The sequence below is a fragment of the Gilliamella sp. B2828 genome (genome assembly GCF_026537125.1).
Classification (GTDB): Bacteria; Pseudomonadota; Gammaproteobacteria; order Enterobacterales; family Orbaceae; genus Gilliamella.
The window spans coordinates 184239-205982 of the sequence record NZ_JAFNMU010000001.1 but is presented as its reverse complement, the minus strand read 5'-3'; the positions used below and the strand labels follow the sequence as shown (position 1 = coordinate 205982).

The following is a 21744-nucleotide window of genomic DNA, read 5'->3' as shown; positions in this document are numbered from 1 at the left end:
CTATTAATGCTAATAAACCAATAACAACGAAAACTACAGGAATTAAAATCGTTATTGCACGTAGCATAAATCCAAAATACTTTTTAAAAAAGAAATTTTTAAGTATAAGAGCAATGATTAAAATAACTTTGATAAAGCCCTTCAGTGCAACATAATTTTATATTAGAAGAATCTCCACATTACAAGGAATTAATGGCGATTCTTTGATTCACTCACACTACAGTGGAGCGTACCTTGTTTTACATTTTCATCTTCTGAATAAATAACCCAGCAACTCTTCATTGAAGGGTCAATTTTTTTGGTTATTGCAATTCCACTCTCTGCATATACACAAACAGCATAATAAGGGGCAGTATCTTCAGCATTATTGACTCTCCACACTAATTGCTGTTTAAAGCCATCACTTGTGCCAGATACGGGCACTTGCGCAGCTTTTTTCACAGGATTATCATAATAAAGTTCTAAATTTAAAAAAAATGAAGTAACAGTTTTATCTTCAGATACATCCCATCCATCGGGCTTATCTTCAACTTTTTCTTTAAAGGTGATCTCTTTTGGACAATCTATCTGGTACGCGTTCACAGTAAAAACGCTCGCTAACCAAGCGATAATTATCATAGTATTGCATAATCTTTTCCATGTCATATCCTATGTTCTCTCTAAACTGTCTTTACAATTAATAATTAGAAAAACAGGTTAATATTGTAAATTGTCATGATAATTTGATTAAAATAGTAAATAGATATCATTAAATTTTTAAAAATTAGATTATTCATTATCTTGTTTTGATAATAAAATTCTTACCTAATTTTTTGTATCGCTCGTTTTATTTGTAGTGCAGTTAAGCGAAACAACATTATTTACTACTTTTCCGTATTTATCCTCAGAATAAAAACTTTTGCATATATTCACTGAACGATCTATTTTTTTTATCATTTCGATTTTACTTCCAACATAAATACAGTCGACATAAAAAGGAATATCATCTATAGGTCGACTGACCTGCCAGGTAAGCTCAAATTGTTTACCCCAATTTTTACGACCAATTAAAGTTTCTTCTGGCTTTTGTTGAATCTTTTTAACTGGTTTATTGTAATAAACTGCTATGCTTAAAGGTTCATATATAGCACCATCTTCACTCTCAACAACCTCCCATCCATTTGTCAGATTTTCAACATATTTTTTGACTTTCAGTTCTTTTGGACATTCAATCTGATAAGCATTCACAAAAAAAACTGCTGCCAACCAAGCCATTGAAGCAACAGTAATACGTAATATTTTATCATCCATATTATAGATCCTTTAAAATTAGCACATTATCACATATACCAAATTTGCTATTATTTCAGATGATTATGCCAACACCATGAGAAAAATCAAGAAGAATTAATATGTTATATATTGAGGAAAATATTGATTTTAAAAAAAATAAACTAAACTTTTGGAGAAGATGGATGTTTAAATCGATTTTGTGTGATAAAAAAGGCGATTTTTTAGTTTAATCGCCTGAATTTATTAATATTATAAGTTTATATTATTAATTTCTAATACGAGATACCCACAAATTCAAATCCCGCTTCATTAACTGCTAAAATGGCTGCTTCTTGTGAGATCGTTCCTCCTTCTATATCAACTTCATGCTTAGTAAGATTTACAGTCACTCTCGCTTTAGGATCGATATCGTTGATTGCTTTAGTAATGGTATTTACACAATGTTGACAACTCATATTATCCACAATTAATTTCATAATGAACCCCTTATAGTTATTAAATAGTTTAACTACATTCTATCCTACTCACATCATAGAAAATGTCAGATTTTCTCTATACTTTTGATGCGTTGTACAAAACGATTTAGTTAGTTTTAGCCATCAGCTAAGTTAAACATATTGATTATATTACGCCAAAACTAACCAAATCCAAACCGACAAAAAAATAAATTGAACATGTTAATTTCAATTTAACGTTATTAAATTAAATACAAGAACCAATAAAACTGACATTGCCGCACAATTAGTATAAATAATGATACCCATATTAGACGGTTGAATAACCGGCAGATTATTTTGCAATTATATTTTCAAGTCATACACATCTTCCAATATAAAATTAAATAAATCATAGGATCAACAAAAATTGGAGGTATTGTATATATATTAAACGAATGAGTTGTTGTGATTGATTTGTATGCAATTTTTTAATTTTTCTTGGCTTAGGATTTTATGCCACACCATCGATTGACACAGCAATATCTAGCGCCTATAAAGATAAAGTTGGTATTGCATCAGGAATACCTAAAATGGCAATCTCATTAGGCGGTTCATTTGGGGTGGCAATTTCGGCATGAATCTATTCAGCAAGTATTGCCTGAGATCAATGTGTAACTATAGGTGTTGCACTAGAACTATGGTTCAATGTGGTATTTTGTCTCTTATGTTTTATCTCAATTTTAGTTTTAGTTTTAATTTTAGTTTCAAATAATGCTGGAAAAAATAAATAAGTCAGCTTAATTTTTCATAATTTTACTATTTACTATAGGGTCGAAATTTTAAACTCTATACCTATTTTATAGAAGATAGATGAATTCAACCTATAAAGCTCAAAAAGCAATATAGGTTGAATATTGAAGAATCTCCAAAAAGGAGATTAATTTATAACGCTCAACTTATTTGCCAATACAAAATGAACTGAATATTCTTCCTAATAAATCATCAGAAGTAAATTGACCTGTAATTTCACTTAAGGCTTCTTGAGCTAGTCTGAGCTCTTCAGCTAATAGTTCACCAGCATGAAATGTCGCGAGTTGGTATTTACCATTATTTAAATGCTCTGAAGCTTTTTCAAGTGCTTGCAAGTGGCGACGCCGAGCTAAAAAACCACCTTCTGTGCTGCTTGAAAAGCCCATAGCTTGTTTTAGATGATCACGCAATAGTGTTATACCTTCACCCGTTCGAGCTGATAATTGTATGAGCGCATACCCCTCTTGTTCGCTATAATCAAGTATTTCGCCGGTTAAATCAGCTTTATTGCGAATTACGGTTATAGGAATATTTTTAGGTAATCGTTCAATAAATTCTGGCCATAATTTTTCTGGATTGGTTTCACTAGTAGTTGTGCTATCAACCATAAATAAAACGCGATCGGCTTGTTCTATTTCTTGCCATGCACGCTCAATACCTATACGCTCTACTTCATCACTGGCCTGACGCAGTCCAGCTGTATCAATGATATGCAAAGGCATACCATCAATGTGGATATGTTCTCGCAGTACATCACGGGTAGTCCCTGCAATATTAGTAACAATAGCAGCATCACGCCCAGCTAGAGCATTAAGCAAACTGGATTTTCCCGCATTGGGTCGACCAGCAATGACCACTTTCATGCCTTCACGTAATAATGTGCCTTGTTTGGCTTCCTGTCGAACTTCATTAAGGCGAGTAATAACATCGTTAAGTTGCGCCTCAATTTTACCATCGGATAAGAAGTCAATCTCTTCTTCCGGAAAATCGATAGCCGCTTCGGTAAAAATGCGTAAATGGATCAATGCTTCAACCAACGCATTCACTTTTTTAGAAAATACGCCTTGCAAAGATGATATCGCTGATTTTGCTGCTTGTTCTGAACTGGCATCAATTAAGTCAGCAATAGCTTCGGCTTGGGCTAAATCAAGTTTATCATTTAAAAATGCCCTTTCCGAAAATTCACCCGGTTTGGCAATGCGAACGTTAGCTATTTCAAGTACGCGTTTTAAAAGTAAATCTAAAATAACAGGACCACCGTGTCCTTGCAATTCAAGCACATCTTCACCAGTGAATGAGTGCGGATTAGGAAAGAATAACGCTATACCTTCGTCAAGTGTTGAGCCATCATTCGCTAAAAAGGGAAGATATTCGGCATACCTTGGTTTAGGTAATTTACCTAATACTGCGTGTGCAATCTCTTGCGCTTTCGGGCCTGATATACGCAATATGCCCACCCCCCCACGCCCTGGTGGCGTTGCTTGTGCAACAATTGTATCTGATTTCATAATTTTGTTTATAGCTAAATTAAATTGAATAGTTAATAATATCATGGACGCCCGGCAAAAACAGCTGTGACTATCGCTTTTGCTGAGCTGTTATTCGCTAATTTTAGCGTATTTTATATATCATTTTGTGGTTAATTTGTAAGTTTTGTATTGTCATCAGGATGATCAAAGAGCCAAGAGTTTGCTAATGCAAGCGGCTCACGAATTAATGCCACATATTTATCAGCATCATTAAATGCTAATGGTGCTGATAAACCTGATACATCATTAACACCTGAACGTTTGGCAAGCATTATTGAACGCAAAATATGAAAATCATTGGTGACCACTACCGTTTTCCCCAAAGGTAATATCCGATTTGCAAAAATAAATTGCTCAGCAGTGCGCCTTGACTTATCTTCTTGATAAACTCTGTTTGCATCAATTCCTTTGTCGATAAGATATTTTGCCATTACACTGGCTTCAGCTGTGGACTCATCTTCACCTTGTCCGCCACATACTATCACTTTAGTTTGAGGATTTTTATTGAGGTATTGGACAGCAGCATCTAATCTGTCCGCTAAAGTAGGTGGGGCTATAGCGGGTGTACCCGTGACTTGGTCCCCAATATAACCATTGTTTGAGCATGTTGACTTGGTTTTTGCTGAGCATAAATATAGATAACAATGTTACAGACGATAAAATAGATTAATATGAATAAAAAACCAAACTTTAGTAATTTCATTATCATAACCCTACTCTCCTAGTTTCATTTTTTTAAAACAATTTTCAACATGATCATCGACAAGTCCCATTGATTGCATAAAAGCATAGCATATAGTTGAACCTACAAAAGAAAATCCACGTTTTTTTAGCTCTTTTGACATTCGATCAGACATATCGGTATTAATTGGTACTTCGCTTTTATCTTTAAAGTGGTTGATTATTGGTTTATTATCAACAAAAGACCAAATAAATTGTGAAAAATTCTCACCATTTTCCATCATATTTAAATAAGCATGAGCATTGTTAACAATACTATTAAGCTTTAAACGGTTGCGAATCAATCCTTTATTCTCAAGCAGATGTTCAATATCTTCAGGCCTGAGTTGGATGATTTTACAAGGGTCAAAATTAAAAAAACAACGACGATATTCATCACGTTTTTTTAAAATAGTAATCCATGATAATCCTGCTTGTTGCCCTTCAAGACAGATTTTTTCAAATAATTTTAAGCTATCATATTGAGCAACGCCCCATTCATTATCATGATAATTAATATAAATTTGATCGTTTAACAACCAATCACAGCGCACTTTTTTAATATGATTCATTCTTATTTTCATCCAAATTATTTAATATTTTAAAAATATTTATTCGATTAAATTATAAATCAAACCCTCGGTTTTATTGCATACATTAAATTTTTTTATGACGGAAAAAAAGCCAAATTTTTGTGGCAGAATAATTTCTACATTTAAAAAGATCAAAAAAGATAGTTTTTTTCTATCTATCTCAAATAAATAGAAGGTTTTTTCATGAGTCAATCTGAAATCAATGCCCAATGGCAACCCAATGCTCGACCATTAAATAGTAAGGATTTTAAAACATTAATCTTGTCATCTTTAGGTGGAACCCTTGAATTTTATGACTTTGTTATCTACGCACTATATATTGATACCATTGTCAAACCACTGTTTTTACCTCATACCTTATCCCCATTAACATTAGATTTGTTTGCCTGGGGTATTTTTGCTGCTGGTTATTTGGTTCGTCCAATCGGTGGTATTATTATGGCACACTTTGGTGACAAAGTAGGTAGAAAACAGATGTTTACCCTAAGTGTAGCAATGATGGCGCTACCAACCTTTATTATTGGTGTGTTACCAACATACGAAACAATTGGCATTTTTGCACCATTACTATTGTTAGTAATGCGTATGCTACAAGGTGCCGCAATCGGAGGGGAAATGCCAGGTGCTTGGGTATTTATTGCAGAACATACGCCAAAACAACGTTATGGTTTAGGCGTTGGCACTTTAACCTCTGGTATTACGGGTGGTATATTACTTGGATTTTTCGTCACAATTATTATTGATCTCTATTTTACTAACCAAAGTATTTTGGATTTTGCATGGCGTATTCCATTTATTATTGGTGGTATTTTTGGAGTCATTTCCGTCTATTTGCGCAAATTTTTATCTGAAACGCCAATTTTTAAAGAATTAGCAGCCCGCAAAGCTTTAGAAAAAAGTATTCCAGTTGTAACTGTGTTAAAAAAACATAAAAAAGCTTGTTTGATTGTTGCTTTATTAACTTGGTCATTATCAACTGCAATTATGGTTGGTATTTTAATTACCCCAGGGCGAATTGTTGGCGGTATGTATCATTTTACTAACCTTGATTGGCGCATTGGTGGATGCATCGCAGCATTAACATTATCTATTGGATGCATTATTGTTGGTTGGTTGGATGATAAATTAGGTACAGCAAAAACCGTTATCCTAACTTGGGGAGGTTTAGCAGTAATTAGTATCTATTTTTACAGTTCACTAAGCGCAGATATATCATTAACTAAACTTTATTCTATTTGGGCAACATTTGGCTTATTTATTGGAGCAATCGCAATGACACCAATTATAAGTACTAGAACGTTCCCACCAGCTATTCGTTATTCTGGATTATCGTTATCTTATAATTTAGCTTATGCATTGTTTAGTGCAATTACACCGACTTTAACAATCTATTTATTAAGCCCTGATCATATGTTAGGCGCATATAGTTACCTTGGTGCAGGTATTTACATCTCGTTTGTAGCATTAATAGCAATAGGTATAGGTTTTCATCCGCTTGCTCAACATGGATGGCATAGTGATTCAGCCGATTGTTAACCCATAAATGCCATAATCGCGAAAAAGCAATAAAAGCAAATAAAGCAGGATAATTACCCTGCTTTTTTTATTACTTCAATCGTTACCGTTAACGCATAGTAACGAACTCTTCTGCAGCTGTCGGGTGGATAGCGACGGTGTTATCAAAGTCTTTTTTAGTAGCACCCATTTTAAGTGCTACAGCAAACCCTTGCAACATTTCGTCCATACCATAACCTATACCATGTATTCCAACAATTTTTTCATCCGGTCCAACACAAACCAATTTCATTCGGCAAGGTTGGCGATGACTTGTCACAGCTGTATACATAGCAGTAAAGCTTGAGGTGTAAACTTTGACGTTTTCATCACCGTATTCTAAAATCGCTTGCGGTTCGGTTAAGCCTACAGTGCCAATAGCAGGATGTGTAAATACCACGGTTGGAATGTTAGTGTAGTCTAGATGTTCATCAGGTTTGTTATTGAACAATCTTTCCGATAAACGACGCCCAGCGGCAACAGCGACGGGAGTTAGCGCCATTGCACCTGTATCATCACCAACAGAATAAATGCCAGGTACGTTCGTATTTTGGAATTTATCTACTGTAATAAATCCTTTATCATTAACTTCAATACCTGCAGCAAATAAATTCATATCCTGTGTAGCGGGTTCACGACCTATTGCCCAAATTAAACAATCAACAGTATAACTTTCACCATTTTCTAGGGTTAAAGTTAAACTACCATCGCTATTTTTAGTGACTGATTGTGGAATGGCAAAAGTATGTAGATGCTGTCCTTCAGCAGTTATCACTTCCATTAGCGTTTTAATAATCAACGGATCAAAAGATCTTAATGGTGTTGCTTGACGAATAAATTGATGCGTTTCGGATCCTAATGCATGCACAACTCCAGCGATTTCACAAGCAATATATCCTGCACCAACAACAGCAACTCGTTTAGGCAAGGATTTTAATGCAAAAAAACCATCCGAGGTAGTGCCATATTGTGCGCCAGGGATATTGGGTACAGTCGGTTTACCCCCTACTGCAATTAAGATATGATCGGCACTATAGAGTTCACCATTTACTTCTATTGTATGGGCATCGATAAATTTAGCATAACCATAAATGATATCAATATTGTTATTAGTTAAAACACGATCATAAGATTGATGAATACGATCAATATAGGCATTTCGGCTATCAAGTAATTTATCCCAGCTAAATTGGTTAATAGTTGCATCAAAGCCATAATCTGGACCGTAGTGATTAATCGCTTCGGCAATTTGTGCCCCATACCACATCACTTTTTTAGGTACACAACCTACGTTAACACATGTTCCACCTAATAATTTTGCCTCTATAATTGCACATTTTTTACCGTATGATGCCGCTCGGTTTACTGATGCTATACCACCACTTCCACCACCAATTGCTATATAATCATAATGTTTAGTCATTAAATAACCTCTATAAACTTTCTCTAATTTATCTAATAGCTTTGCACAAAGTGAATAATAAAAAAAGTGTTAATTATAAAATTTAATAATAGATATTAACGATTGATCTTACCTATATTGAATAAAAAACCAATTTATTAGTAGTTTAGGTACTAAGAAGATATTTAATTCTATTAACTGCTTATCATTAATATTAAACAGAGAAGAGTATAAAACATTGATTAGTGTAATTTTGACAAACAATCGGCTACTTATCTCAGTAACCGATTGTATCATAGAAAATTAGCGGTTTTTTATTGCATTAATAATGTAGGTGGTTGAGCAACCATCTTCAAAATTGAGGACTTTTACTGTACCACCAGCAGCAGTGACTTCTTTGCCTCCAGCAATATCTTCAGGTTTATAATCGCCACCTTTGACTAATACATCTGGCAAGATTTTGGCAATTAGACGTTGTGGAGTTTCCTCTTCAAATGGCACCACCCAATCAACAGAATCCAGTGCACCTAGTACAATCATACGCTGCATAAGTGGATTAATGGGTCTTGATTCACCTTTTAATTGTTTTACCGATGCATCACTGTTAACAGCAACGATGAGACGATCGCCGAGTTTTCTCGCATTAGCAAGGTAAGATACATGTCCTGCATGCAGAATGTCAAAACAACCATTGGTCATCACGATTTTTTCGCCACGCATACGCGCTTTTCTAACTTCTTCTTTAAGCTCATCTTCAGTCATTACACCAAAACCATCATCTGATCGAGCACGGATGGCGTTGCTAAGTTCAACTTGTGAAACTGTTGATGTGCCCAGTTTACCAACCACTACACCTGCTGCAGCATTGGCTAGGAAACAGCTTTCTTCTAATGATTGACCTGCCGCTAAAGCAGTAGCTAATGTAGCAATAACCGTATCCCCTGCGCCAGTTACATCAAAAACTTCCTTAGCTTGGGTTGGTAGATGATAAATCGGTTTGTTTAATTGCAACAAAGTCATCCCTTTTTCACTACGAGTAACTAATAGTGCTTTTAGATCATATTGTTTAATCAGTTGATAACCTTTTTCTACAATATCTTCTTCTGTTTGACATTGACCGACTACGGCTTCAAATTCCGACATATTTGGAGTCAATAATGTAGCACCACGGTAACGTTCAAAATCCGTACCTTTAGGGTCGACCAATACCGGAACATTAATTTGATTAGCCAATTTTATCATAGTTTGCACCGCTGATAACGCGCCTTTGGCATAATCCGACAAGACCATAACTTTATGTGTTTCTAATGCGGTTTGAATGCGTTCAAGCATAGACTTGGAATCAACATTGCCAAACCCTTCTTCAAAATCAATACGAATCAATTGCTGATTGCGAGATAAAACGCGTAATTTGGTAATAGTCGGATGTGTCGAAACTGATACAAAATCACATTGCACTTTATGTTTTATTAATTGTTCATTAAGAATTTTGGCCGGTTCGTCAATTCCCGTTAAACCAATTAGACGGGCATTACCACACAGTGAGGTGATATTCATTGCAACATTGGCAGCTCCACCAGGTCTTTCTTCTAATGCATCAATTTTGACCACCGGTACAGGCGCTTCAGGCGATATGCGATTAGTGCTTCCATACCAATAGCGATCGAGCATGATATCACCCACAACTAGTACATTAGCACGGTTAAAATCAGGTAATGACGTTTTCATTATGATTAGTTATCCTTACTGGTTATTTGAATCATAGCTATCTGTAATTACTTTTCATCATCATTCGATGCAAAATTATCTTCTTCACTGTCTTGGTGTTGACGTGGTTGGTAAAAACGAGCAAAGAAAGTACCAATTTCGAAAAGCAGACAGATAGGTACAGCTAATAAAATTTGAGAAAAGACATCTGGAGGTGTGACAAACATAGCAACAGCAAACACCCCGACAATAATATATGGGCGTTTTTTACGTAAGCTTTGAGGCGTAGTTATACCTGTCCAACAGAGTAATATAATGGCAACCGGGACTTCAAAAGCGAAGCCAAATACAATAAAAAGTGTCATCACAAAATCAAGATATTTCGTGATATCAGTATTAATTGCTACATCAACAGGTGCCGTATGAATAAAAAAATAAAATGCCAGCGGAAATACTACAAAATAAGCAAATGCAATACCAAGATAAAAAAGAATGGTGCTAGATACAATTAATGGCATGACCAGACGTTTTTCATGCTGATACAAAGCGGGGGCAACAAATCCCCATACTTGGTAAAGTACATAAGGAATTGAGATAAATATCGCTACTACAGCAGTTAATTTAATGGGGGTAAAAAATGGTGCAGCAATATCCGTTGCGATCATACTGCTACCTTGTGGTAGCTGGCTGATAAGTGGATTAGCCACAATATGATAAATTTCATTAGAAAAATAGAGCAAACCAGCAAATACGACTAGAATACAAATAATACAACGTAGCAGCCGTGCTCTGAGTTCGACAAGATGTCCAATTAAAGGTTGTGTAGCGTCGTCAGTCATGATTTATCTTTATCTGAGTGAATTTGAGGATCCAATTGAGTGGCCAAATCGATCTCTTTTTGTAACGATTCTGTTACGCGTTTTAAGTCATCAATGGATTCCTGAATTTCTGGAGTCAGAGATTTTAAACCGCTTTGTTCAGCCTTTTTTAAACTGTCTTGCAGCTCTTGCAATTTTAGTTCTTTGTTTAATTCCAGTTGCACTGTTGCTGACATGCGGCGCAATACTTTTATCCAACCAGCAACAGTTTTAATTGCAACAGGCAACCGCTCCGGCCCTAATACCACCAGTCCAATAATTAATAATAATAATAGTTGACCAAAGCTAATGTCAAACACGCGTTACTCTTTTTTAGAATTATTGTCATCGGTCGAATCAAGATTTTCGACTTTCGCTGAATTACTGCTTTCTGGCTTATCATCATCATTCATGGCTTTTTTAAAGCCTTTGATTGATGCGCCAAGGTCAGAGCCCAATGAGCGTAACTTTTTGGTTCCAAATAATAACACAACAACTGCAATTAATATGAGTAGCTGGGGTAGACTTGGCATCATAATATTTTTCTCCATTAAAGTTGATATTTAAATTATACACTTAAATGATAAGATTCCAAACAGTACCGATTAATGAAGTATGAACAGTACCATTCCAATAACACCGATTAAAGCAAGTATTGCCATTAAATATTGCTGACATCTTTTACTTTGTTGCAATTCTCGGTTAATTTGTTTTAGTTGGGCATTCATCTGTTTGGTAATTCGCTCATAATCATTCAATTTTACTGGTAATTGAGGCAAGATAGCACGCCACTGTGGTAGTGAAGCCCAAGCTTGTTGCAATAGCTTTTGCGCACTATATTTATCTTCATACCATTTTTCCAAAAAAGGTTTTGCGGTTTGCCATAAATCAAGTTCAGGATAAAGCTGGCGACCCAAACCTTCAATATAAAATAGTGTTTTTTCAAGAAGTATTAATTGTGGTTGGATATCCATCTCAAATTGACGTGCAACCTCAAATAGTTGCAATAAAATTTGTGAAAATGATATTTCAGCTAGTGGTTTAGCAAAAGCAGGCTCACAAACATTTCGCATAGCTCTTTCAAGAGCCATAATATCGGTTGTTTCAGGTACCCAGCCAGAAGCAATATAAGTTTCCGCTATTTTTCGATAATCGCGATTAAAAAAGGCTAAGAAATTTTCAGCAAGATAACGCTGATCATCTTCACTTAATATACCAACAATTGCACAGTCAATACCAATATAGCGAGGATCGTTAGGATCAGAGATATCAACAAAAATATTACCTGGATGCATATCTGCATGAAAAAAATTATCCCGAAATACTTGAGTAAAAAAGGCTTGGACGCCACGCTGGGCAAGTAATTTCATGTCGATATTGTGGTGCTTAAGCTGATCAATATTGGCAATAGGAATTCCTTTGATGCGTTCTTCAACAAGAACATTTTTACGGCATAAATTTTCATATACATAAGGGATATATAAAATATTACTATTGATAAAATTTGCTCGTAATTTAGCAGTATTGTAAGCCTCTTGCAGCAAATCGAGCTCTTTTAATAAAGTTGACTCATAATCACGCACAATTTCAATGGCGCGTAATTTCTCACCATGCTTTATACGCTTAGTAAATTGTTTTGCCACCCAATACATTAAACTAATATCGGCTTGAATTACTGGCAGAATATCAGGACGTAATACTTTTATTACGATTTCAGATTGGCTATGTTTTAAAATAGCAGTATGTACTTGTGCTATTGATGCTGATGCTAATGGCTTTTCATCAAAATTTGCAAAATAATAATCAATTGGTTGTTCAAGTGCTTGTTCAATAAGTTGTTTAGCAATTTTACCGTCAAAGGGGTCAACCTGATCTTGTAATTTTGCTAATGCATCAGCAATCTGTTTAGGTAACACATCACGTCGAGTTGAGATCATCTGCCCAAATTTTATCCAAACAGGTCCTAACTCCTGTAAGGCTTGACGTAAACGTTCGCCAATTGCTTGTTGCTTGGCCTTAGGTTTGACCCAAAATAGACAAAGCGATAAAAAGCGTAGCCAGTTTGATAATCGATGTGCTGGCAAAAGCTCATTTAAACGATAAGCATGAAATACTGTTATTATTTTATATAGTCGAAAAAATATCATTATCTGTCATCGCTTCAAAATTTAAAGCCAGTGTGTAATGCGACAATTCCACCTGTCATGTTGTGGTATTTAACATCAACAAAGCCTGCATTTTCCATCATTTTTTTTAAGGTATTTTGATTTGGATGCATGCGGATTGATTCTGCTAAATAGCGATAACTATCAGAATCATTTGCCACAATTTTGCCCATTAAAGGTAACATAGTAAAGGAATAAAGATCATAAGCTTTATTAAGAATTTTGTATTGTGGTTTAGAAAATTCCAAAATGAGTAAACGTCCACCTGGCTTTAATACTCGCCACATAGATTGTAATGCTTTGTCTTTATCAGTAACATTACGAAGACCAAAGGAAATGGTAATACAATCAAAATAGTTATCCGCGAAAGGTAATTCTTCAGCATTTGCCTGAACGTATTCAATATTTTTAAATAGTCCTTTATCACGCAGTTTATCACGTCCAACTTTTAACATGGATTCATTGATATCTGCTAAAACAACTAAGCCATTGTCACCAACAAGTTGAGAAAATTTTGCAGTTAAATCTCCTGTTCCTCCAGCAAGGTCTAACACTTTTTGACCTTTGCGAACACTGCTATATTCAATGGTGATTTTTTTCCAAATACGATGAATACCAAATGACATCAAATCATTCATTACATCATATTTATCCGCAACAGAATGAAATACATCGGCGACACGTTTGACTTTTTCTTCTTTTAAGACTTGTCGATAACCAAAATCAATTTTTTCTTGATTGTTATTATTTTGATTGTCAAATGATTGAGACATATAAATTTACCTATCATAAAGATTTAGCTTATTTTAACACAAGCATGAATAAATGTGATGAACTAAATCAAAATGATAACTCCATTTTAGATCTTTCCCTTCTTTTTTAAAAAGAAGTGTGTATTATTGGACTAACGTATCAAAATTAATATGATAAAATCAATTTATTGCTATTTTCTATTGCTATTGAATGGCATCCCCTATGCAAAATTGCAATGCGAGTACGGTCAGTTTTTTTAAGACAATGTTAATTATTGGAGTTAAAATCTCGCATTATATATACCATTACTGATATATTATGTAGTGTAAATGTAGGTGAATTTCAATACTAACTCATTGAATTTATCCAACAATAAATTGCTACTTTTTATCAAAAAATGGTTTAGCTGCATCAGCAATAAATGACCCATATTTATAAGGATTTTGACGAATTTGTGTCGCACTGATGTTCATAAAATTACGATCAGCATCAACAATAACTACTGGACAGCCGAAATAGAATTCATAATTTTTAACATCTTGTGGTTCACTAGTGAAGACAACATTAGGTTTAATGTTATGCTTAGATAAAATATGTTTAACGCGATCGCTCCAATCTTTCCAGCCATTGGGATAAGACTCAATTCCCGCTTCATCTAAAACATGTACATGAATATTATGACGGTCTTTAAACGTTTCTTTCAACCATGAAAAGCGATCGCTCACTTGAGGTTGTCTTGGTAGATGGCTTTTCTCAAAAAGTTTCTTATCTCGTGTCGCTTCACAACCCAGAAAAACATGCAGTTCATCAACTTGCGTCATAGCTTGTTCAATTAAATAGATATGACCATAATGTAAGGGATAAAACTTACCAAAAATCATACCAATTTTGTACTTTGAGCCCATAATAAATACCAACACATTTATATGCTTTATTTGTTAACAATGTACAGAAAAATAGAGCGATTTCTAATCAAATATTGCTATAAAATATATTTCACCAAAAATTTCTCAGTTTTTTCAATGAAACGATATGATAATGATTGATAAATTCACAGTTCATTATCTATATAAATTTGATAATAAGATCCCTGTAGCCACTGAGATATTCAGCGCCGGCATATTATCATTACCTTTCAAATGTACAACGACATCAGCACAGTTGACCAGTTTCATATTAATTTGCTGAAAAATAACCAAAACAACTTTCTTATCAAATTGAACTTTATGTAACTCGCTAGAATCTATCGATTTAGTTTGACAAGGTAGCAAAGCAACAATTTGATAACCACGTTGCTTTAAGATATCAAGCGAAGCAAGAAAATCGTCACTTTTAATTGATTCTACTGCTTCAATGCCGCCTTCTGATACTCGCATTGCAGCACCGCTATCAAGCAGATTTGATTGACGTAACATGACAGCATTTACATCATAAAAAGCCGCACTTCTTATCAATCCACCTAAATTATGCGGATTATTAACATCATCAATAGCTAAAATACAATCCTTATTTGCATCACTTTTTTCATCTAAATAATTGAATAAAGTTAATGGAGCACGTTTTTTAGCAATTAAACAAACACCACCATGATGCTGTGTTTGAGTTATTTTATTGAGCTGTTCATTCGAAACAATATCATAACCTAAACGCTCCTGAACTAACCAGTTAATTAACTCTTTAAACTGGTAAGTCATCTCTTGGATAATAAATAATTTCACAATAGCGCTGCGTCGATGTTTGAAAACGGCTTTACAGCTATTTTCGCTGTAAACTAAGGTTTCTTCTTTACGTTGTCGATATCCATCATAACCAAATGTTGGAGTTTGGTCATTCGCACGTACTTTCTTCTGCCATGGCGAATCATGTTCAAATTCCGATGGAGATCGATTTAATTCTATAACAATACTCTGTTTTGCAAACTTAGGTCTATCACTGCGCGCTTGAAATGTTTCAATACGGTCATTACGATCGCGTTTCGGTTTAGACTGAAATGCATCATTTTTACGCCTCTCTTTCCATCCATTTGATTTTTCTTTATTAGCCCGAGAGTGTTTTTTCGGCTCGCTATGTTTAGCGTAAAAAATAGTTGGTTTACTTTTTTCAGTATTGTCGGTCATATCAATCTCACAATTAATCGGTTATCGCGTTCGGATGGTTGGCGCTATTTTATCTAATACACCATTAACAAATTTATGGCTATCAGCAGCACCGAATGTTTTCGTCAAGTCTATCGCTTCGTTTATTACTACTTTATAAGGCACATCCTGACGCTTTAATAATTCATAAAGTGCAATGCGTAATATGGCGAGTTCAATCTGACCTAGCTCTTCGACTTTACGCTCAGTGAGATAAGGTGCCATTTTTTCGTCTAATTCCACGGTGTTTTTAGCCACGCCATGTAATAGTTCACGAAAATACTTAGTATCAACACCTTTCATATCTTGTTCTGCAATAAAACTGGTCTCAACATCCGCAAGATCGTTTCTAGAAACTTGCCAAGAGTATATAGCCTGTACTGCACACTCTCTTGCTCGACGACGAGGATTAACTAATGCCACTAAATTACTCCTTAATTGCTTTGATAATATTTAGCATTTCTAATGCAGTTAACGCTGCTTCGGCACCTTTATTGCCAGCTTTTGTACCTGCACGTTCAATAGCTTGTTCAATAGATTCGGTTGTTAAAATACCAAATCCTACGGGAAGAGTATGATCCAAACTTGCACTCAATAATCCAGAACTTGATTCGCCCGCAACAAAGTCAAAATGTGCAGTGCTACCACGAATAACTGTACCTAACGCCACAATTGCATCGTATTTTTTTGATTGAGCTGCAACTTTAGCGGTTAAGGGAATTTCGTAAGCACCTGGCACCCAAATTACCGTAATGTTTTTTTCGTCAACTTGACCGATACGAGTTAACGCATCAACAGCACCATTGACCAAACTTTCATTAATAAATTGATTAAATCGAGCCACTATAATGGCAACTTTAGCATTAGGTGCAGCAACTTGACCTGTTACAGTTTGCATATTAATTCCTTATCTATTGATTTTAAATGCAATTTCACTATTTTTATTTGTGAAAATTTTCCGGAAAAATTGTACCACAATTTAACGGCTTATCCTATTAACAAATAACGCCTCCAACAAGCTTTATCTAACAATTTATTGGAAAAGAAATACAAATATTTTGTCTATTAATACAAAGTAATTTTTTATTACTTGTTAACAAAAAAATTCCTTTAATTTATCGACTCATTTATGCTCAATTCCTCTTCAATTTTTACTTAAACATATATCTTACCTGAAACTTTTTTACACAATTTGGCATTTAATTTTTATTATCACTTGCAAGCAGTTAGGAAAAAACTAAAATGGTAAAAAGCTTTTTTTACTTATGAGGTAAGACTGATGTATATTAATAATATTCGAAATGAATTAACCCAAGCTATTGAAGTATTAACAAACTTTGTTTCGGATGATAAAAATCTTGAAGTTATTCAACAAGCAGCGGTATTAATTGCCGATTCATTTAAGCAAGGCGGTAAGGTTCTATCGTGCGGTAATGGCGGTTCTCATTGTGATGCTATGCATTTTGCTGAAGAGTTAACGGGTCGTTTTCGTGATAATCGTCCTTCATATCCAGCGATTGCAATATCTGATGTGAGCCATATTTCATGTGTAGGTAATGATTACGGATTTGATTATATTTTTTCACGCTACGTGGAAGGTGTGGGTAATAAAGGTGATGTACTACTTGGCATTTCAACTTCAGGCAATTCAACTAATGTTATTAAAGCCATTGAAGCGGCTAAACAAAAAGGCATGAAGATCATTACACTCACTGGTAAAGATGGCGGAAAAATGAATGGTCTTGCTGATGTGGATATCCGTGTTCCGCATTTTGGCTATGCTGATCGCGTACAAGAAATCCATATTAAAGTTATTCATATTCTTATTTTGCTTATTGAAAAAGAGATGATCAAATAAAATGTGTGAATTGTTGGGTATGAGTGCTAATGTGCCAACAGATATCTGCTTTAGTTTCACCAGTTTAATTAAAAGAGGTGGAGATAAAGGTCCCCATAAAGATGGCTGGGGAATCACTTTCTATGAAGGCAAAGGTTGCCGAACATTCAAAGATCCCGAACCTTGTAGTTACTCTGCTATCGCCAAAATGGTTCAAGAGTATCCTATCAAATCTAAAGCAGTAGTTGCACATATTCGACAAGCTAATCGTGGCGCTGTTGCACTTGAAAATACCCATCCATTTACCCGTCAGTTGTGGGGAAAAAATTGGACTTTTGCCCACAATGGTCAACTGACTGATTACCAAGATCTCAATACAGGTTTTTTTCAACCAATAGGTGAAACAGATAGCGAATATGCTTTTTGTTATTTAATTAACCAATTACACCAAAAATTCCCTCAGCAACCCTGTGATGTTCTCGTTTTATTTCGCTTTATCAAACTTTGTGCTGATAAGCTAAGTGAGCAAGGAATATTCAATATGTTACTTTCTGATGGGCAGTTTGTACTTGCTTACTGTACCACTAATCTGCATTGGATAACCCGTAGAGCGCCATTTGGCAAAGCAAAATTACTTGATGAAGATGTAGAAATTGATTTTCAAAAACATACAACACCGAATGATGTAGTTACCATTATTTCTACCTTACCTTTAACATCAAATGAGACTTGGCATAAACTTGATAGAAGCGAAGCAATCTTGTTTAAAAATGGTGAAATTATCCAATCTTTTTCATCTTTATGCGAACCATAGGTGGTTCATTTTTGAATAGATATTGTAAATAGGCTAATGTTACTAAACCAATAAAAGTTAAAATAATCCAAGGCAGATGCGGAAAACCAATCTGTATGGCAATATCATAAAGCCATCCTGCACCGGTATAACCCATAAATCCACCTAGGGCAAGTCCTAACCGACTAAATCCCATATAACTGCCTTTAGCTTTAGGATTCGTTAGGACCGTTGATAATGTTTCTCGGGCAGGTTCAGCAATAATTGCTCCTAAATAAAATAGTGCAATTAGTGATAAAAGCATAGATAAATGTGTAGTGAAACCAATAATGATGAAAGCAAATGACATCAAGAACAGACCGAATTTAAGACGTTGATCTAATCTAAAATATTTTTCACTTAAACGTGCTAGTGGATAAAGCAATACTAGTGATATACAAGCTTGAATTGCATACATCCATTTTACATAACTAGGGCTACCAGATACCTGAGTTATAGTGAGCGGTAACATCAACATTATTTGTACCCATAATACATAATAGCCGGTCAAAGTAAGCACATAACTGGTAAATTTCTTATCTTTTACAACCATTTTCATACCATTAATAATCGAGGCTTTACCTATGGCAATATGGTAAGCTGGCAAAAAGAACATGTTGAAAATACCGCACAAGAAAAAAATGAAAGCCCCACACCAACAAACTAAATGAAAGTCATAATCAATCAGAATTCCACCAATAAGCGCACCAATAACTGCCCCGGCATTATCTTGTATCATTAATAACGAAATAAATTTGCCTCGCTCATGTGGACGAGTAAATTTAATGGTTAATCCCATTCGAGGAGGATCAAAGAGTAACCCTCCTAATGCGGAAAGCAAACAAGAAAGTAATAATAGCCAAGGTTCATTAGCAATCGCCATCGAAATAAATCCGATACAACGCAAAAACATTCCTGTAACAATCATTGGTTTTGCGCCAAAACGATCCGCTATCGCACCACCAATAATGCCAAAACCTTGTTGCACAAATTGTCGAAGACCTAAAGCAAAACCGACAAAGAGGGCACTCCATCCAACTTGACTTACAAAATGCGTTGAAACCAGAGGAAAAACGACATAAAAACCTAAAACAATAAATAAATTATCTAACAAGAGTATTTGTCTGCCAGTTTTGCGAATTTGAGATGGTATTGGCATTTACTGGACTCTTTCGATTAAATAACCTTGGTAATCAGGAATTTCGATATCGACTTCATGTTCAAACATTGCTGATTGAATTAATGCATTAGCAGTAGCTTGATTAGTTGCAACAGGAATATTCCAAACTGTTGCTAACCGCAGTAACGCTTTAACATCTGGATCATGCGGTGCGGCGTTAAGTGGATCCCAAAAGAAGATAAGCATATCAATTTTACCTTCTGCGATTAAAGCGCCAATTTGCTGATCTCCACCCATTGGACCACTAAGCATTGGCGTAATATTTAATCCGATCTCTTTTTTTATTAATCTGCCAGTTGTTCCTGTACCCCATAAATTATGATGTGCAAGCTTTTCACTATTTTTTTGACACCAGGTTAGTAATGATTCTTTCAAGTGATCGTGTGCAACTAACGCAATATTTTTTTTTGCAGGTAATTTACGAGTGGTATAACGCATTTTTTTATCCTAATTCTTTATTATTTTTTTTAATTTTTTAACAGAGTATGAATTAAAGTGCAAGGGATATTTATTAATCAATAGATAATAAAAAAGGCACCGAAGTGCCTTTTTAAACTTTAACCAGTTACAACTAATTAGAATTGATAGATTAAACCAAGTGCAACGGTATCTTTGGCAGTTGCTTTAATTTGAGACTTAGTAAATGTACCATCTTCATATAAAGCACGACGTGCGCCAATATCATCCTTATCTAACAAGTTGATTTTATAATCAACAATTGCTGATAAATTTTTGTTGAAGTCATAAGTTAAACCAACATCAACATATTTAGCTAAATCATTACCTTTAAGACCCGCATCACTTGTTAAGCTAGACGCATCTTTAACTTTATGTTGGATATAAGCAACAGATGGAGTTAAACGACCAATATCAAAGTCAATACCATATTGTGCTACAATTTCAAATCCTTTAGTTTTCAAATCATCAGCACGACGATTTGTTGAAGCATTGTTCCAACCATATTTTTGCTTACCTTCAATGTAAAGTGCTGCTAAATATATGTTGTTGTTGTCATATTTAACACCAGCTGACCATGATTTAGCATCTTTATGACCGCCTGTTTGTGCATAACCTGCACCAACAGTTAAACCAGTATCAAGCACATCCCAATCTACAACTGAACCCCATGCTTCGGCACTATTGTGACCATTTTGAGTTTGTCTATTGAAATGATCAGTTGAACTGTTATCACCATTGTCAGCGTATTGAACAGCAAAACGTAAACCATCAACTAGACCGAAGAAATCTGAATTACGGTAAGTTGCTACAGCTTTAGTACGTGCAGTTAATGCATAAAAATCATTGTTTGATGCATCTCCACCAAATTCTGGTAAAACATCAGTGTAGGAAGTTAACGTTTTTAACACACCATCATTACGACCATAATCGAATGAACCAAAATCACCAAAGTTTAAACCAGCAAATGCATAACGAGTTTCGTTATCAGCGTCTTTACCTGTTTTTGCTTCATATTCCCAACGACCATAACCTGTTAAACTGTCAGTGATTTGTGTTTGTCCTGACATGCCTAAACGAGCGGTAGTTTTGTCACCTTCGCCAGTTTGATTGTTGCGATCAGTAATATAGTTTAAAGCATAAACTCGACCATAAAAGTCAACTTTATTTCCATCTTTGTTCCATACTTCAATAGAAGCGTTAGCTGTACCTGCAATTAAAAGCGCAGGGATAGCGATTGCTAATAGATTACGTTTCATTTTGTTACCCTCGTAGGTATATTTTATTATTAAAAAAGCAAATTACTTTGCTCTGGATTTAATAATTAACTACTAAAAATAGCAATTATATTATTACGGTGATATCTATTTTAATTTTTATAAATAGATTTTAATCATATATACTATCTATTTAACAATGTTCTTTAGATAAAATCTGAGGTTTTGCGATTATTTTAATCTTTAATATTAATTTTTTTAAACATTAAATGTTTTTTTGCTTAAAAA

Annotated in this window: 21 protein-coding genes and 3 pseudogenes; 4 read left to right on the top strand and 20 right to left on the bottom strand. The window is 34.8% G+C overall.

Features of this window, described 5'->3' with window-relative positions; translation table 11 throughout:
* Nucleotides 1–189 precede the first annotated feature (189 nt).
* From J3U19_RS00890 to J3U19_RS00880, 3 genes are all read right to left on the bottom strand, one after another.
* Complete coding sequence (locus tag J3U19_RS00890; RefSeq protein WP_267339520.1) at nt 190–645, bottom strand: STY0301 family protein; 456 nt, start codon at nt 643–645, stop codon at nt 190–192.
* 159 nt (nt 646–804) lie between these two features.
* Nucleotides 805–1290, bottom strand: coding sequence for an STY0301 family protein (locus J3U19_RS00885; RefSeq protein ID WP_267345202.1), 486 nt, complete (start codon nt 1288–1290; stop codon nt 805–807).
* Nucleotides 1291–1544: 254 nt separating this feature from the next.
* Nucleotides 1545–1748, bottom strand: coding sequence for a heavy-metal-associated domain-containing protein (locus J3U19_RS00880; protein ID WP_267339522.1), 204 nt, complete (start codon nt 1746–1748; stop codon nt 1545–1547).
* A gap of 455 nt (nt 1749–2203) precedes the next feature.
* Here J3U19_RS00880 and J3U19_RS11500 point away from each other — a divergent pair.
* A pseudogene (locus tag J3U19_RS11500) lies at nt 2204–2344 on the top strand (hypothetical protein); the annotation flags it as partial.
* 321 nt (nt 2345–2665) lie between these two features.
* Here the strand turns inward: J3U19_RS11500 and mnmE are convergent.
* The 3 genes from mnmE to J3U19_RS00865 all read right to left on the bottom strand — a co-directional run bounded on the left by mnmE (nt 2666) and on the right by J3U19_RS00865 (nt 5340).
* A complete protein-coding gene (gene mnmE, locus J3U19_RS00875) occupies nt 2666–4030 on the bottom strand; it encodes a tRNA uridine-5-carboxymethylaminomethyl(34) synthesis GTPase MnmE (RefSeq protein WP_416380327.1) in 1365 nt (454 codons plus the stop codon).
* Nucleotides 4031–4158: 128 nt separating this feature from the next.
* Nucleotides 4159–4605: a YdcF family protein gene (locus J3U19_RS00870; protein WP_267345286.1), complete on the bottom strand. Its 447-nt coding sequence runs from the start codon at nt 4603–4605 to the stop codon at nt 4159–4161.
* Nucleotides 4606–4761: 156 nt separating this feature from the next.
* Entirely contained in the window at nt 4762–5340 is a 579-nt protein-coding gene (locus J3U19_RS00865) for a DNA-3-methyladenine glycosylase I (RefSeq protein ID WP_267339525.1), read from the bottom strand.
* A gap of 204 nt (nt 5341–5544) precedes the next feature.
* Here J3U19_RS00865 and J3U19_RS00860 point away from each other — a divergent pair, with 204 nt between their 5' ends.
* Nucleotides 5545–6897 (top strand): MFS transporter, encoded by a 1353-nt coding sequence (locus J3U19_RS00860; RefSeq protein WP_267339526.1) that lies wholly within the window; start codon nt 5545–5547, stop codon nt 6895–6897.
* 88 nt (nt 6898–6985) lie between these two features.
* Here J3U19_RS00860 and gorA read toward each other — a convergent pair whose 3' ends face one another.
* From gorA to ribE, 11 genes and pseudogenes are all read right to left on the bottom strand, one after another.
* Nucleotides 6986–8338 carry a glutathione-disulfide reductase gene (gorA, locus tag J3U19_RS00855; RefSeq protein ID WP_267345201.1) on the bottom strand — a complete coding sequence of 451 codons (1353 nt, stop codon included), beginning with the start codon at nt 8336–8338 and terminating at the stop codon, nt 6986–6988.
* Between the two features lie 282 nt (nt 8339–8620).
* Nucleotides 8621–10045, bottom strand: coding sequence for a bifunctional D-glycero-beta-D-manno-heptose-7-phosphate kinase/D-glycero-beta-D-manno-heptose 1-phosphate adenylyltransferase HldE (gene hldE, locus J3U19_RS00850; RefSeq protein ID WP_267345200.1), 1425 nt, complete (start codon nt 10043–10045; stop codon nt 8621–8623).
* A 47-nt stretch (nt 10046–10092) separates the two neighbouring features.
* Nucleotides 10093–10863, bottom strand: coding sequence for a twin-arginine translocase subunit TatC (gene tatC, locus J3U19_RS00845; protein ID WP_267345198.1), 771 nt, complete (start codon nt 10861–10863; stop codon nt 10093–10095).
* 14 nt (nt 10864–10877) lie between these two features.
* Nucleotides 10878–11201 (bottom strand): annotated as a pseudogene (gene tatB, locus J3U19_RS00840) (Sec-independent protein translocase protein TatB); the annotation flags it as partial.
* A 3-nt stretch (nt 11202–11204) separates the two neighbouring features.
* Nucleotides 11205–11417: a twin-arginine translocase TatA/TatE family subunit gene (gene tatA, locus J3U19_RS00835; protein ID WP_416380320.1), complete on the bottom strand. Its 213-nt coding sequence runs from the start codon at nt 11415–11417 to the stop codon at nt 11205–11207.
* A gap of 114 nt (nt 11418–11531) precedes the next feature.
* Nucleotides 11532–13028: pseudogene (gene ubiB, locus J3U19_RS00830) on the bottom strand (ubiquinone biosynthesis regulatory protein kinase UbiB); the annotation flags it as partial.
* Between the two features lie 14 nt (nt 13029–13042).
* Nucleotides 13043–13819 (bottom strand): bifunctional demethylmenaquinone methyltransferase/2-methoxy-6-polyprenyl-1,4-benzoquinol methylase UbiE, encoded by a 777-nt coding sequence (ubiE, locus tag J3U19_RS00825; protein WP_267339532.1) that lies wholly within the window; start codon nt 13817–13819, stop codon nt 13043–13045.
* A 360-nt stretch (nt 13820–14179) separates the two neighbouring features.
* On the bottom strand, nt 14180–14704 hold the full coding sequence (nadR, locus tag J3U19_RS00820) for a multifunctional transcriptional regulator/nicotinamide-nucleotide adenylyltransferase/ribosylnicotinamide kinase NadR (RefSeq protein WP_267345196.1): 525 nt from the start codon (nt 14702–14704) through the stop codon (nt 14180–14182).
* Between the two features lie 156 nt (nt 14705–14860).
* Nucleotides 14861–15916, bottom strand: a complete 1056-nt coding sequence (locus tag J3U19_RS00815) for a TrmH family RNA methyltransferase (protein WP_267339534.1) — start codon at nt 15914–15916, stop codon at nt 14861–14863.
* Nucleotides 15917–15937: 21 nt separating this feature from the next.
* Nucleotides 15938–16357: a transcription antitermination factor NusB gene (gene nusB / locus J3U19_RS00810; RefSeq protein WP_267339535.1), complete on the bottom strand. Its 420-nt coding sequence runs from the start codon at nt 16355–16357 to the stop codon at nt 15938–15940.
* Between the two features lie 4 nt (nt 16358–16361).
* Nucleotides 16362–16832: a 6,7-dimethyl-8-ribityllumazine synthase gene (gene ribE, locus J3U19_RS00805; RefSeq protein ID WP_267339536.1), complete on the bottom strand. Its 471-nt coding sequence runs from the start codon at nt 16830–16832 to the stop codon at nt 16362–16364.
* Between the two features lie 381 nt (nt 16833–17213).
* Here ribE and lpcA point away from each other — a divergent pair, with 381 nt between their 5' ends.
* Nucleotides 17214–17792, top strand: coding sequence for a D-sedoheptulose 7-phosphate isomerase (lpcA, locus tag J3U19_RS00800; protein ID WP_267339537.1), 579 nt, complete (start codon nt 17214–17216; stop codon nt 17790–17792).
* Nucleotide 17793: 1 nt separating this feature from the next.
* Nucleotides 17794–18585, top strand: a complete 792-nt coding sequence (locus J3U19_RS00795) for a class II glutamine amidotransferase (protein WP_267339538.1) — start codon at nt 17794–17796, stop codon at nt 18583–18585.
* On the opposite strand, the gene mdtH is transcribed toward J3U19_RS00795, so the two are convergent.
* The 3 genes from mdtH to J3U19_RS00780 all read right to left on the bottom strand — a co-directional run bounded on the left by mdtH (nt 18551) and on the right by J3U19_RS00780 (nt 21498).
* Nucleotides 18551–19762: a multidrug efflux MFS transporter MdtH gene (gene mdtH / locus J3U19_RS00790; protein WP_267339539.1), complete on the bottom strand. Its 1212-nt coding sequence runs from the start codon at nt 19760–19762 to the stop codon at nt 18551–18553. The two genes, J3U19_RS00795 and mdtH, sit on opposite strands and share 35 nt — an antisense overlap.
* Nucleotides 19763–20221: a methylglyoxal synthase gene (locus J3U19_RS00785; protein WP_267345195.1), complete on the bottom strand. Its 459-nt coding sequence runs from the start codon at nt 20219–20221 to the stop codon at nt 19763–19765.
* A 137-nt stretch (nt 20222–20358) separates the two neighbouring features.
* A complete protein-coding gene (locus tag J3U19_RS00780; protein ID WP_267339541.1) occupies nt 20359–21498 on the bottom strand; it encodes a porin in 1140 nt (379 codons plus the stop codon).
* Nucleotides 21499–21744 lie beyond the last annotated feature (246 nt).